The organism is Citrobacter sp. Cpo032 (assembly GCF_030332975.1).
Lineage (GTDB): Bacteria > Pseudomonadota > Gammaproteobacteria > Enterobacterales > Enterobacteriaceae > Citrobacter > Citrobacter portucalensis.
This window is the reverse complement of record NZ_JAOWGU010000045.1, coordinates 164,666-177,081: the sequence shown is the minus strand read 5'-3', so window position 1 is coordinate 177,081 and position 12,416 is coordinate 164,666. Positions and strand designations below refer to the sequence as shown.

Genomic DNA, 12,416 nt, shown 5'->3' with positions numbered 1-12,416 from the left:
TGGCTTTACCTTATTTTCTCGCCGCACGTTATTAAGTCAATAGGGTGGATTTTTCATAAAGATTAAATTCATCTTCCTGATTTTGCGTTTATTGATAATGATCATTTAACCTCGTCACAATTCACGATGGATATTCCTGAGTTGCGTTTCAATATGAAACGATGCGTTTTTATTAGGTGCCAAATTGGAACGAAATTAATTTTATTTTTTTATTGCTTGGCTCATTTAGAGTTCGGCCATTGCTGATGAAAGGCGAATGCCGGGTGTGGTGTCCCCGGTAATGCGGCCCGGCGTCCCTATTTTTTACCTTTTGAGTCAATAAATCATGAGAAGATCAAAACGATTCGAAGTGCTTGCGAAGCGGCCTGTAAATCAGGATGGGCTGATTGGCGAATGGCCTGAAGAGGGGCTGATCGCCATGGAAAGCCCTTACGATCCGACGTCGTCGGTGAAGGTGGAAAATGGTCGTATTGTTGAGCTGGACGGTAAGAGCCGCGCCGAGTTCGACATGATCGACCGTTTCATTGCCGATTATGCCATTAACGTGGCCGAAGCTGAGCGCGCCATGCAGCTCGACGCGCTGGAAATCGCCAGAATGCTGGTGGATATCCACGTCAGTCGGGAAGAGATTATTGCCATTACCACTGCCATCACCCCGGCGAAAGCGGTGGAAGTGATGGCGCAAATGAACGTGGTGGAGATGATGATGGCGCTACAAAAAATGCGCGCCAGACGCACTCCCTCCAACCAGTGCCACGTGACTAACCTGAAAGATAACCCGGTACAGATTGCCGCCGACGCTGCTGAAGCGGGGATCCGCGGCTTTTCCGAGCAGGAAACGACGGTCGGGATCGCCCGCTACGCGCCGTTTAACGCCCTGGCGCTGCTGGTGGGTTCCCAGTGCGGTCGCCCCGGTGTGCTGACGCAATGTTCCGTTGAAGAGGCCACGGAGCTGGAGCTGGGGATGCGCGGGTTAACCAGCTACGCCGAAACGGTATCGGTATACGGTACAGAATCGGTGTTTACCGACGGCGATGATACGCCGTGGTCCAAAGCGTTTCTCGCCTCGGCCTATGCGTCGCGTGGCCTGAAGATGCGCTACACCTCCGGCACCGGCTCGGAGGCGCTGATGGGCTATTCCGAAAGTAAATCGATGCTTTATCTGGAGTCACGCTGCATTTTTATCACTAAAGGCGCGGGCGTACAGGGGCTGCAAAACGGTGCGGTCAGCTGTATCGGCATGACCGGCGCTGTGCCGTCAGGGATCCGCGCGGTGCTGGCGGAAAACCTGATTGCCTCAATGCTCGACCTTGAAGTGGCCTCCGCCAATGACCAGACCTTTTCCCACTCCGATATTCGCCGTACTGCCCGTACCCTGATGCAGATGCTGCCGGGTACCGACTTTATTTTCTCCGGTTACAGCGCGGTACCCAACTACGACAACATGTTTGCCGGGTCGAACTTCGACGCTGAAGATTTCGATGATTACAACATTCTGCAACGCGATCTGATGGTTGACGGCGGTCTGCGTCCGGTCACGGAAGAGGAAACCATCGCCATTCGCAATAAGGCCGCACGCGCCATTCAGGCGGTGTTCCGCGAACTTGGCCTGCCGCTGATTAGCGATGAAGAAGTCGAAGCTGCTACATATGCTCACGGCAGCAAAGATATGCCCGCGCGCAATGTGGTGGAAGATCTGGCTGCCGTGGAAGAGATGATGAAGCGCAATATCACCGGGCTGGATATCGTCAGCGCGTTGAGTTGCAGCGGCTTCGAAGATATCGCCAGCAATATCCTCAACATGCTGAGACAGCGTGTTACCGGTGATTACCTGCAAACGTCGGCCATTCTGGATCGCCAGTTCGACGTCGTCAGCGCCGTCAACGACATCAATGATTATCAGGGACCTGGTACCGGCTATCGCATCAGTGCCGAACGCTGGGCGGAAATTAAAAATATTGCGGGCGTGGTTCAGCCCGGCTCGATCGAATAAGGCGGTACACAGTGGAATGCACAACTGAACGTAAGCCGGTTTTCACCTTACAGGTGAGCGAAGGCGAGGCGGCTAACGCGGATGAGCGCGTGGATGAGGTGGTGATTGGCGTCGGCCCGGCCTTTGATAAGTATCAGCATAAAACCTTGATTGATATGCCGCACAACGCGATTTTGAAAGAGCTGGTTGCTGGCATCGAAGAAGAGGGACTGCATGCGCGAGTAGTGAGGATCCTGCGCACCTCGGATGTTTCTTTTATGGCATGGGATGCGGCAAATCTCAGCGGCTCAGGCATTGGGATTGGTATCCAGTCGAAAGGAACCACGGTGATTCATCAGCGCGATCTGCTGCCGCTAAGTAACCTGGAACTGTTTTCTCAGGCTCCGCTGCTGACGCTGGAAACCTATCGTCAGATTGGTAAAAACGCCGCGCGATATGCACGCAAAGAGTCGCCTTCGCCGGTGCCAGTGGTCAATGACCAGATGGTGCGCCCTAAATTTATGGCCAAGGCCGCGCTGTTTCATATCAAAGAAACCAAACACGTGGTGCAGGATGCTGCGCCTGTCACGTTGCATATTGCACTGGTAAGGGAATGACCATGAACGACAACACCATGACCGCGCAGGATTACCCATTAGCCACCCGCTGCCCGGAGAAAATCCAGACGCCTGGCGGCAAGCCGCTAACCGACATTACCCTTGAGAATGTGCTGGCGGGCCACGTAGGACCGCAGGATGTGCGCATTTCTCAGCAAACGCTGGAGTACCAGGCGCAGATTGCCGAGCAGATGCAGCGTCATGCCGTGGCGCGCAATTTTCGTCGTGCGGCAGAACTGATTGCGATCCCGGATGCCCGCATTCTGGAGATCTACAACGCGCTACGGCCGTTTCGTTCTTCGTTCGCCGAGTTGCAGGCCATTGCCGATGAACTGGAGCACACCTGGCACGCCAGGGTGAACGCCGGGTTTGTCCGCGAATCGGCAGAGGTATACCAGCAGAGAAATAAGCTGCGTAAAGGCAGTCAGTGACGGAGGCAGCATGCCGTTAATTGCAGGGATCGATATCGGCAACGCCACCACCGAAGTGGCGTTGGCGCAGGATGGCCGGTTTATCGCCAGCGGGATTGTCGCCACGACCGGGATGAAAGGCACGCGGGAAAATATCGCCGGGGTAGTCGCGTCCCTGCAGCAGGCGCTGGATAAAACGCCGTGGTCGCTGCAGGATGTGGCAAAAATCTGCATCAACGAGGCCGCGCCGGTGATTGGCGATGTGGCGATGGAAACCATCACTGAAACCATCATTACCGAATCAACGATGATTGGCCATAACCCGCAAACGCCCGGCGGCGTTGGCGTGGGCATGGGAACTACCATCGCCGTGGAGAAGTTGGCGGCGTTGAGCGAGGATCGATTTGCCCAGGGCTGGATACCGTTGGTGGGTGAGGAGATGGATTTCCTTGAGGCGGTTTGGTTTATCAATGAAGCGCTGGATCGCGGCGTCAACGTGGTGGCGGCCATCCTGAAAAAAGATGATGGCGTGCTGGTGAATAATCGCCTGCACCGGCCAATACCGGTGGTTGATGAAGTCACTCTGCTGGAGAAGGTGCCTGAAGGCGTGCTGGCGGCGGTGGAAGTGGCGGCCCCGGGACAGGTAGTGCGGGTGTTGTCGAATCCTTACGGTATCGCGACCTTCTTTGCCCTGACCCCTGAGGAAACGCAAACTATCGTCCCTATCGCCAGAGCGCTGATTGGCAACCGTTCCGCCGTGGTGCTGAAAACCCCGCAGGGCGATGTGCGATCAAGAGTGATCCCGGCGGGTAAGATCTTTATCCGTGGTGAAAAGCGTGGCGGTGAAGCCGACGTAGCGCAAGGCGCGCAGGCCATTATGCAGGCGATGAGCGCCTGCGCGCCCGTGTGTGATATTCGTGGTGAAGCAGGCACGCACGCAGGCGGCATGCTGGAGCGGGTGCGTAAGGTGATGGCCTCGCTGACCGGCCATGACATGAACACGGTGCATATTCAGGATCTATTGGCGGTCGATACATTTATTCCGCGCAAGGTGCAGGGCGGCATCGCCGGAGAGTGTTCAATGGAGAACGCCGTGGGCATTGCGGCGATGGTGAAAGCCGATCGTTTACAAATGCAGGCCATCGCCAGTGAGCTGAGCGCCCGGTTAAACACTCTGGTTGAGGTGGGCGGCGTAGAGGCCAACATGGCCGTGGCGGGGGCGTTAACTACGCCCGGATGCGCCGCACCGCTGGCGATCCTCGACTTAGGCGCAGGATCTACCGATGCCGCCGTCATCAATAGTGACGGCGTAGTGAAAGCGGTACATCTGGCCGGCGCGGGGAATATGGTCAGCCTGTTGATTCAAACTGAGCTGGGCTTAAGCGATGCATTTCTGGCGGAGGAAATAAAAAAATACCCGCTGGCAAAAGTGGAGAGCCTGTTCAGCATTCGCCACGAGAACGGCGCGGTGGAGTTTTTTCGTGAACCGCTCAGCCCGTCAGTATTTGCCAAAGTGGTGTATCTGAAAGAGGGCGAGCTGATCCCGGTCGATAACCAGACCTCGCTGGAAAAAATCCGTCTGGTGCGCCGACAGGCTAAAGAGAAGGTTTTTGTGACCAACTGCCTGCGCGCGTTACGCCAGGTGTCACCCGGTGGCTCTATTCGCGATATGACGTTCGTGGTGCTGGTAGGCGGTTCTTCGCTGGATTTCGAAATCCCGCAGATGATCACCGATGCGCTGGCGCATTACGGCGTTGTCGCCGGGCAGGGCAATATTCGAGGTACCGAAGGGCCGCGTAATGCGGTGGCTACCGGACTGGTTTTAGCCGGAGAAGCAAAAAAATAGCGCAGAAAACAGCCGCGCAAGCGTTTAGCTGCGGGGTAAGTCAAATAAAGGCGATGTTCTCTTTGATATCCCGGCGGAGTTGGGTACATAGTATAAATGTGTCTCTCACGTGGTTAATTTTAAGGATAAGAGCATGCCAACAGCAATTGAGAAAGCATTGGATTTTATTGGTGGTATGAACACTTCGGCGTCAGTACCACATTCAATGGATGAAAGTACGGCTAAGGGAATCTTAAAGTATTTGCATGACTTAGGTGTGCCAGCGAGTCCGGAAGTTGTGATGGCACGGGGTGAGCAAGAGGGATGGAATCCCGAGTTCACGAAAAAAGTGGCCGGATGGGCAGAAAAAGTCGCCTCCGGTAACCGCATCCTTATCAAGAACCCAGAGTATTTTTCAACCTATATGCAGGAGCAGCTCAAAGAGCTAGTGTGAGCTGACTATCGAATTAAACTCTAACGGACGTTTCCATCCCAGGATGGCGGCGTCCAGATGGGGTTGCCATTAACATGCTGTTTTCCGAACAGGTGTATCGCGTAAATAGCTTTAGTCCCCGCCAGCCATTTTCTTCCGTGTACTCATTCAACATATTAATGCAAGCAAGTATTGATTTTTCCAGGGCAAACTCTTTTTTGCTACATACCAATTTCTACGGAATACCCATAAAAAAAGGACCTGCGATTTCTCGCAAGTCCTTGAAATTTGGTGGCCCCTGCTGGACTTGAACCAGCGACCAAGCGATTATGAGTTAGAATGCAACTTCTTACCTAAAAATACTTATATATAATTTTCAATTGGTTATGTGTTTTGTGATTACTGTATAAATAACCAGAAATACTCTAAAATACTCCTTTACGGTATCCTATAGGTATCCTAGAGCAAAACAAGCGATATGCAGGATACCCGGATCGCTTGGTATGGGGTGTTTGTGGAAACATTCAAATTTACGAAAGCTAAGCTCGAAAGCTTGCCACCGGCCGAGCGTGGTCAGGTTGAGTACGGCGACGCCATTGTTAATGGCCTGCGCATCCGTGTCGGTATCAGTGGCGTGAAAAGCTTCTGTATATCACGTAAGCGGAACGGCAAATTTATCCGCGCCACTCTTGGGCGATTCCCGGACCTCACCATTGATAATGCAAGGGCAAAAGCTCTTGAGCTGCTGGGCGGTGTTGCGACGACAGGTAAGAACCCGAACGAAGTAAAGCGTATCAACGAAAAGGCTGCGGTAACGCTTCATGACGCGCTGGAGACATACATCAAAAGCCGCGCTCATCGTCTGAGCGATGATTCAGCCAAACAGTATCGTTCTATCCTGGCTAATTTCTCCGGCGACTGGATGAAGCAGCCTATTAGCTCAATTTCCCGTGAACGTGTTGAGCAGCGGCATAAGGCTGTTACGGATGGCGTTGTGTGGTTCGGTGCTGATAAATCCACGCTCCGCGCTGGAGTTGGCTCAGGCAGTAAGGCCCAGGCTGATTTATGGGCTCGTGTTCTGCGGGCTATATACCGTTTTGCTCATGACCATTACCGTGATGAAGAGGGAAAAACTCTTCTGCCGGATCCCCCAACTCAGGTACTGAGTACAAAACGACAGTGGCATGGAACGGTCAGGAAAACTGATCGCATCCGTACCAATGAGCTTGCTCGCTGGTTCAATGCGCTGGTCGCCGTCAGGAGTAAAGCGGAAGAGGGGCGGGATGATATCGCTGCGGCTGTTTGTGATGCTGTAGAAATGGATATTTTCACCGGGCTGCGTAAATCTGAAATCTTGGGATTAACGTGGGATCGAGTGAATTTAGGTGCTCGTTACTTCTGGATCGATACCACGAAGAATGGCGATCCGCTAGAGCTGCCAATAACTGAAACTCTGCTCGAGTTGTTCCGCCGGCGCCTTAAAATGAAGGCTGGAGATGAGGTTTTTGTGTTCCCCGGCGTACATGGCGAGATAAAAGAATATCGCCATATTATCGACCGTATCAGCGCGGCCACGGTTCCTGATCCTAATCCAGATATGATAAAGCCAATTCCTTTCAAGTGGCATGATGGCCGCCGTACATTCGGTACGGTCGCAGAGCTGGTGGGCGTTGGTAACTACATCCTGAAACGTCTGCTAAACCATAGAACAATGAGAAGCGCAGACGTGACACAGGGCTATCTGCATTTCAGCGCCGATGAGCTGATGGAACCAGCTACAAGAATAGAGCGAGCAATACTTGAACACGCTGGAATGATACAAGATAAAAAATCTCTTGATTCTCAGCTTCTCCATGTATTGAACGGATTGAGTGACGCTGAAAAACGCCAAATGATTTTTGATATGCTCAACAAAGATAAAACTACTGGTGGATTAAAATGATAGATGATGCCAAATATCTTCAGGAATTACGTGAGCAGTTAACTATTATTACGGAGGAGAAATCTTTTGTTGATAGAGATATGTATAGTGCCCTTGCTCATAAAATTAGAAATGAATCACCAGAAGGAATTAAAGAACTAATAGAAATGGTGGCGGAAAATGATGCTGAGTGTGGGGAAAGTTTTGTTGGTTCGATTTTAGCATTACATAATGCGTTTATGCTTTTTGAAGCTGTTGGATGCAAAAATATGTCAAAAAGAATGCTTGTCGTTATGTCAATAATTAGCACCCTTACAGAATCCACCGAAAAATATGTTGATATAGCATTACGAGCAGAAAAGAGTAAGGCTAAAAAAGGAAAAACTAATAGGCATCACTCTGAGGTTCTCAGTATTGCCGGAGAAACATGGAAAAAGTATCCCAATGCCAGCTTGGCTGGGGTGTCTGAGGAAATCTATACACACCTGCGATCTAAATGGAATGATGTGCCTGTTTCCGACACAGTTAAAACATGGCTGAAGGATTCTGGTCTAAACCCAGATGTTAAGCCTAAGAATAGGAATTTTAAATTGGTATTAACAAAGGGGGATGGAATCTAGTTTTCCCACCCCCAATCTAGAATCCACAGCGGGCAACCAGATATAGATTCCTATTTCTGGTTTAGCTTTCTCCTCAAGTATTTATAGCAATAATAAAGTATCACCACTGTTAACCAAAAATGCATGGTGGTATTTATGAAGCTAGTTACTTCCCCTATCTATTTTGACCGTTTAACTCGAGCTGAGGCTGCTGCCTATCTTGGCGTTAACACCCAGACGTTAGCTAATTGGGCGCATACAGGAAAAGTAGGTATTCCACATCACAAGGTTGGCCGCAAAGTTATCTATATGCGTTCTGATCTTGATGGTTATTTGGCATCAACTCGCCGTACTCAGACAGCTTGAGGGGGATGTATGCTGGATAAAACAAAGGCGGCCATGCTGGGCCGCCAGTGTAGTACCGAAAACAAAGAACATGGTCAGCATACCAGGCTAGTCGCTGGTGGTCAAAATCATCCTTTTGGTGAAACGAGAGCATTCATCTCGGTTTTTATTTGCGAACGTACGGTCAGCCATTGCTGCTCTAAGTTCTCATACATAGCTTGGAGTTCAGCGTATCTTCTATCCACTCCGTATGTTGAGAGCAGTCGTATTGCAGCCCTTATATCATCGCTATTATTCCGTTTCGGGGCATATACTCCACGTGGTTTGTTAGTTATGAGAGCAATTCGGTGTCGGCATAAAACATCACTCTGCCCGGCAGCGCAATTGCATCTAATTTCCAGTTTTCCCGTATCGTCGGAAACGGTCACCACGTATAAATCCATACCGCTACTGCTGGTAGCCAAAAATTCGTATTTCATTTTGACGCTCCATGTTGTGGTGTTGGATCAACCTTTTGGTTCGATACCTTGCCGCCGTAACTCTGCGCGAGCTAATTCCTTCATCCAGTTTCCAAGACTCACCCCATCTCGTTCGGCTGCAGCTTCGAGTTGTTCTTTAAATTCTGGAATTACTCTGACATTGAACATGGGAGACTTTCCGGATCCCTTAGGGCTTTTATCTCTCTTGATAGTTGACATGTATAGACCCGTTGAAATAGTATCAATTGCATTAGGTCTATACACTAACACTTGTATACCTAAAAAGACAACGCCCCGGAAGTGCTTGCAACCACAACCAGGGCGTCTAACCAAACCGTTAGTTGAGGTAACGATCATGGCTGAATTACAGCATACCCAAACTCACCCTAAATTTACATGGCTTTTCCTCGGTATACCGAAGGGACAGACCTGCACACCCGTAGTTATCCGTACCACCGCTGACACGGAAGAAGAAGCCCGAGCATGGTATCCCCGTTGGGATCTGACGTTCGCCGCGAAGATTCGCTCTGAATGTTCTTTGTACCAGTACCGCAACGGTGCTTTCGAATTAACCGTGTCAGGGCTGGAGGTGCGCCATGCCTAATCTGAGCATGCTCGATATGGGCGATAAATTTTGCTCTCTGGAAGTCCTGTTAGCTGCGGCGCTGGAAATGAACTGGAGTAAAGACGATGAGAGCGATATCGCCGTTGAGTTGATTGATATAGCTCTCCAGCGTTGCCGTGACTTGCGTCAGCAGGTGGATTTACCGGGGGTGAAGAATGTGTGATATCTACCATCATCTTGTAAAGAAAGCGCCAGATTTCAGAAGACATTCTGATGATGATTTATCTGAGGTTTCTGACGTCTGTGGCGAGGCAGCACGCGCTGTCAGCAATACCCTTACTCTGATTGGAAACCTGATGCTTGAGGCATCGCTGAGTGAGGAATACAGCAACGAAAACGCACGCCGCGACATGATGTTGTTGGGTGACACGCTGCGAAATCTTCCCCGGTTAGCTGAGGCTCTGGAGCAGAACAGTTGCACGGCCAATTTCGTGCTCAGGCAACGTCAGGGGGTGTTCAAATGATCAGTAACGTAAAATTTAACGATCTGGAAAAGCGCCTCGATTTGCTGGTGGAAAAGGTACTGAACCTCGAGCTGCAGATCAAATCACTCACAGATAGCCAGGGGGGTGAAATCCCCCCGGGTATGAGTCCGGTTACTACGCTGGCGGCGGAGTTTGGCATTTCAACCAAGAAGGCCGAAGAACTGGCGAAAAATACGGGGGTAATGCTGGTACGGCTAAAGTCAGGCGGGTTCGTTGCTCCTGATGAGAAATTCAGGGAGGCGGCACGGCTGGTGCTGCGTAGTGCAAAACGTAAATACGGATCGGCGTACTGGTATCACCCGCTGATAGGTAAATTTCAGATGAGCGGGGGGATCCCAGAATGAAAAATGCGCCTAACCTGAAACATCTGCCAAAGGAAAAATTTACAGAGGCGGTTATTTTTGCCGGTGCTGATGCCTACGCCCACGCTAAGGGATGGGAAGAGGGGCTGGGTAAGCAAATTGCCGAAGACACAACGCCGCCTATCTATCTGGGGCCAAAGCAACTGGCAGAGCTGGATAACCTGCAAATTATCGATAAAGGGCGCCGTAGTGCCCGTGTGTATCTGGCCGGAAACATTGAGCCGATACTGATTAACGTCATTGGTGAGAAGCTGGCGCGGGCCGGAGTGCAGGATGCCAAATTGTATAAGGGCATTCCGGATCGCCAGCCAGAGGACTGGCATGATTATCTGGAGAGGATCAGGGCGGATAGTGTTGTTGTCGATCTCCCGGTAACGAAACGCGAACCAGCCCATAGTGGAGTAGCACCGGCGTTGAATCAGATGGGGGCCAGCCAGCGCGGAGAAGTGTTACTGGCTCATTATGACGGAGATCTGGCAATCCATGCCGACTCGGACACGGTGCACCACTATAACGGCGTAGTGTGGAACCCGTTGCCAGATAAAGAGCTGCAGCGTGAAATGGCACAGATTTATATCGATGCTGAGGTGGCCTATTCGCAGAACGCCATTAAATCAGCGGTGGAAACCATGAAACTGAGCCTGCCGGTGATGGGCGTGACGGCCCGAAACCTGGTTGGGTTTAGCAATGGGGTATTTGATACCCGAACGGGGCAATTCCGTCCGCACAGCAAAACTGACTGGCTGCTTATCGCCAGTGAGCTGCCTTTCAGCCCACCAGCCGAAGGGGAAACGCTGGCCAGTCATGCGCCGAACTTCTGGAAATGGCTTCGTCGTTCTGTGGCCAACAATGACCGTAAGACAGATCGTGTACTGGCTGCGCTGTTTATGGTGCTGGCGAACCGGTACGACTGGCAGTTATTCCTGGAGGTTACAGGGCCGGGTGGTAGCGGTAAGAGCGTGATGGCGGAAATCTGCACCATGCTGGCGGGCAAGGCCAATACAGTGTCGGCCAGCATGAGGGCTCTGGAGGATGCCAGGGACAGGGCGCTGGTGGTCGGCTACTCGCTGATCATCATGCCGGATATGACTCGCTACGCTGGCGACGGTGCCGGAATAAAGGCCATTACCGGCGGTGATAAGGTATCTATCGACCCAAAACACAAAGCGCCGTATTCGACCCGGATACAGGCTGTAGTGCTGGCCGTGAATAACAACGCCATGACGTTCAGCGACCGCAGCGGCGGTATCTCGCGGCGGCGGGTGATATTCAACTTCACCGAAGTGGTGCCAGAAAACGAACGAGACACCCTACTGGCCGAGAAGATAGAGGGGGAGCTGGCTGTGGTGATTCGCCATCTGCTGACGCGTTTTGCGGATCAGGACGATGCCCGGCGTTTACTGCACGAACAGCAGAAGTCAGAGGAAGCGCTGGCGATTAAACGTGAAGGCGATTCGCTGGTGGACTTCTGCGGCTACCTGATGGCGTCCGTGGTGTGCGATGGGATGTTTATCGGTAATGCCGAGATAGTGCCATTCAGCCCGCGCAAATATCTGTATCACGCTTACCTGGCATATATGCGAGCTAATGGCCTGAATAAGCCTGTATCACTGATGCGGTTCGGCACTGATATGCCAGGCGCAATGGCTGAGTATGGGAAGGAGTACCAGAAGCGGAAAACCAAACATGGCATACGTTCTAACGTAACCCTGCACGATGACTCTGGCGACTGGATGCCATCATGTGCAGCTACTACTGAGAAGGAAGGGGTAGAGTAAAGTTATAGATAAAGTGTTCACCAGTATTCACCCTGTTAAAAATCCGATTAATAACAGAGCGTTAAGGGGTGAACACTTATTTATTAAGTATTCACCAAGTATTCACCTGTTCACCTTTTGATTATTTATTGCCCTAAAGGGTGAAGGGTAGGGTGAACACTAGTGAATACCTGAAAGAATGGTATTCACCATGTAACTAAATGAATTTAATTAAGAAATCCATAAAGGTGAACAGGTGAACACTTAAACATATATTTTTTATTTTTTTAGTTCGGCCCATTCACCGGCATAGTGTTTGCCTCTCCTAAGGTACTTAGGCAGTTAACAAACTCCGGCATCTAACCGACCAGTCGAAGATACAGCGGTTGGTTAACATCTGCTGAATAAATCATCACAATTATCATCACACCTTACGCACTATACAGTGCTGCGACCAAAGCCGCGCCAGCGCTGGCTTGAGGGGGTATACGCTATCCATGCATAATTTGTATACAAAACCTCTATAAAACATGCCTGACAGCCCACACAGCAAGGCCTCCAGCTGTATACACCTTCCTGATTTTCA

15 protein-coding genes are annotated in these 12,416 nt (G+C 51.1%); 13 read left to right on the top strand and 2 right to left on the bottom strand.

Annotated elements, in window-relative coordinates; genetic code table 11:
- The first annotated feature begins 325 nt into the window (after positions 1 to 325).
- The 8 genes from OGY33_RS14400 to OGY33_RS14365 all read left to right on the top strand — a co-directional run bounded on the left by OGY33_RS14400 (position 326) and on the right by OGY33_RS14365 (position 8,143).
- Entirely contained in the window at positions 326 to 1,993 is a 1,668-nt protein-coding gene (locus tag OGY33_RS14400) for a propanediol/glycerol family dehydratase large subunit (protein ID WP_191238103.1), read from the top strand.
- Positions 1,994 to 2,004: 11 nt separating this feature from the next.
- Positions 2,005 to 2,589, top strand: coding sequence for a propanediol/glycerol family dehydratase medium subunit (locus OGY33_RS14395; RefSeq protein WP_008785852.1), 585 nt, complete (start codon positions 2,005 to 2,007; stop codon positions 2,587 to 2,589).
- Between the two features lie 2 nt (positions 2,590 to 2,591).
- Positions 2,592 to 3,020, top strand: coding sequence for a diol dehydratase small subunit (locus OGY33_RS14390; RefSeq protein WP_191238104.1), 429 nt, complete (start codon positions 2,592 to 2,594; stop codon positions 3,018 to 3,020).
- Between the two features lie 10 nt (positions 3,021 to 3,030).
- A complete protein-coding gene (locus tag OGY33_RS14385; RefSeq protein ID WP_191238105.1) occupies positions 3,031 to 4,845 on the top strand; it encodes a diol dehydratase reactivase subunit alpha in 1,815 nt (604 codons plus the stop codon).
- A 109-nt stretch (positions 4,846 to 4,954) separates the two neighbouring features.
- Positions 4,955 to 5,278 carry a DUF1889 family protein gene (locus OGY33_RS14380; RefSeq protein ID WP_001573898.1) on the top strand — a complete coding sequence of 108 codons (324 nt, stop codon included), beginning with the start codon at positions 4,955 to 4,957 and terminating at the stop codon, positions 5,276 to 5,278.
- Positions 5,279 to 5,771: 493 nt separating this feature from the next.
- A complete protein-coding gene (locus tag OGY33_RS14375; protein ID WP_086550501.1) occupies positions 5,772 to 7,199 on the top strand; it encodes a tyrosine-type recombinase/integrase in 1,428 nt (475 codons plus the stop codon).
- Entirely contained in the window at positions 7,196 to 7,798 is a 603-nt protein-coding gene (locus OGY33_RS14370; protein WP_003846248.1) for a hypothetical protein, read from the top strand. The genes OGY33_RS14375 and OGY33_RS14370 overlap by 4 nt, the downstream gene beginning before the upstream one ends.
- Before the next feature lie 135 nt (positions 7,799 to 7,933).
- The gene (locus tag OGY33_RS14365) at positions 7,934 to 8,143 is read left to right on the top strand and encodes a helix-turn-helix domain-containing protein (protein ID WP_032939246.1); all 210 of its coding nucleotides are present in this window, start codon (positions 7,934 to 7,936) and stop codon (positions 8,141 to 8,143) included.
- 107 nt (positions 8,144 to 8,250) lie between these two features.
- On the opposite strand, the gene OGY33_RS14360 is transcribed toward OGY33_RS14365, so the two are convergent.
- Both OGY33_RS14360 and OGY33_RS14355 read right to left on the bottom strand, forming a co-directional pair.
- Positions 8,251 to 8,601 carry an SWIM zinc finger family protein gene (locus tag OGY33_RS14360; RefSeq protein WP_086550500.1) on the bottom strand — a complete coding sequence of 117 codons (351 nt, stop codon included), beginning with the start codon at positions 8,599 to 8,601 and terminating at the stop codon, positions 8,251 to 8,253.
- Positions 8,602 to 8,628: 27 nt separating this feature from the next.
- On the bottom strand, positions 8,629 to 8,820 hold the full coding sequence (locus tag OGY33_RS14355; protein WP_086550499.1) for a toxin-antitoxin system HicB family antitoxin: 192 nt from the start codon (positions 8,818 to 8,820) through the stop codon (positions 8,629 to 8,631).
- Between the two features lie 136 nt (positions 8,821 to 8,956).
- On the opposite strand from OGY33_RS14355, the gene OGY33_RS14350 reads away from it, so the two are divergent.
- Genes OGY33_RS14350 through OGY33_RS14330 form a run of 5 tightly spaced genes read left to right on the top strand, consistent with a single transcriptional unit; the run spans position 8,957 to position 11,851 of the window.
- The gene (locus tag OGY33_RS14350; protein WP_049238603.1) at positions 8,957 to 9,205 is read left to right on the top strand and encodes a host cell division inhibitor Icd-like protein; all 249 of its coding nucleotides are present in this window, start codon (positions 8,957 to 8,959) and stop codon (positions 9,203 to 9,205) included.
- The gene (locus OGY33_RS14345; RefSeq protein ID WP_191238106.1) at positions 9,198 to 9,389 is read left to right on the top strand and encodes a hypothetical protein; all 192 of its coding nucleotides are present in this window, start codon (positions 9,198 to 9,200) and stop codon (positions 9,387 to 9,389) included. The genes OGY33_RS14350 and OGY33_RS14345 overlap by 8 nt, the downstream gene beginning before the upstream one ends.
- Positions 9,382 to 9,690: a hypothetical protein gene (locus OGY33_RS14340; RefSeq protein ID WP_191238107.1), complete on the top strand. Its 309-nt coding sequence runs from the start codon at positions 9,382 to 9,384 to the stop codon at positions 9,688 to 9,690. The genes OGY33_RS14345 and OGY33_RS14340 overlap by 8 nt, the downstream gene beginning before the upstream one ends.
- Positions 9,687 to 10,055, top strand: coding sequence for a hypothetical protein (locus tag OGY33_RS14335; RefSeq protein ID WP_024153895.1), 369 nt, complete (start codon positions 9,687 to 9,689; stop codon positions 10,053 to 10,055). Before OGY33_RS14340 ends, OGY33_RS14335 begins: the two co-directional genes overlap by 4 nt.
- The gene (locus OGY33_RS14330) at positions 10,052 to 11,851 is read left to right on the top strand and encodes a DNA primase family protein (protein WP_191238108.1); all 1,800 of its coding nucleotides are present in this window, start codon (positions 10,052 to 10,054) and stop codon (positions 11,849 to 11,851) included. Before OGY33_RS14335 ends, OGY33_RS14330 begins: the two co-directional genes overlap by 4 nt.
- Positions 11,852 to 12,416 lie beyond the last annotated feature (565 nt).

Excerpts from the sequence above, each read along its gene's own strand:
- OGY33_RS14370 (WP_003846248.1), top strand. The coding sequence starts at position 7,196 with ATGATAGATGATGCCAAATATCTTCAGGAATTACGTGAGCAGTTAACT.
- OGY33_RS14340 (WP_191238107.1), top strand. The coding sequence starts at position 9,382 with ATGTGTGATATCTACCATCATCTTGTAAAGAAAGCGCCAGATTTCAGA.
- OGY33_RS14365 (WP_032939246.1), top strand. The coding sequence starts at position 7,934 with ATGAAGCTAGTTACTTCCCCTATCTATTTTGACCGTTTAACTCGAGCT.
- OGY33_RS14400 (WP_191238103.1), top strand. The coding sequence starts at position 326 with ATGAGAAGATCAAAACGATTCGAAGTGCTTGCGAAGCGGCCTGTAAAT.
- OGY33_RS14390 (WP_191238104.1), top strand. The coding sequence starts at position 2,592 with ATGAACGACAACACCATGACCGCGCAGGATTACCCATTAGCCACCCGC.
- OGY33_RS14335 (WP_024153895.1), top strand. The coding sequence starts at position 9,687 with ATGATCAGTAACGTAAAATTTAACGATCTGGAAAAGCGCCTCGATTTG.
- OGY33_RS14345 (WP_191238106.1), top strand. The coding sequence starts at position 9,198 with ATGCCTAATCTGAGCATGCTCGATATGGGCGATAAATTTTGCTCTCTG.
- OGY33_RS14385 (WP_191238105.1), top strand. The coding sequence starts at position 3,031 with ATGCCGTTAATTGCAGGGATCGATATCGGCAACGCCACCACCGAAGTG.
- OGY33_RS14350 (WP_049238603.1), top strand. The coding sequence starts at position 8,957 with ATGGCTGAATTACAGCATACCCAAACTCACCCTAAATTTACATGGCTT.
- OGY33_RS14330 (WP_191238108.1), top strand. The coding sequence starts at position 10,052 with ATGAAAAATGCGCCTAACCTGAAACATCTGCCAAAGGAAAAATTTACA.
- OGY33_RS14360 (WP_086550500.1), bottom strand. The coding sequence starts at position 8,601 with ATGAAATACGAATTTTTGGCTACCAGCAGTAGCGGTATGGATTTATAC.
- OGY33_RS14355 (WP_086550499.1), bottom strand. The coding sequence starts at position 8,820 with ATGTCAACTATCAAGAGAGATAAAAGCCCTAAGGGATCCGGAAAGTCT.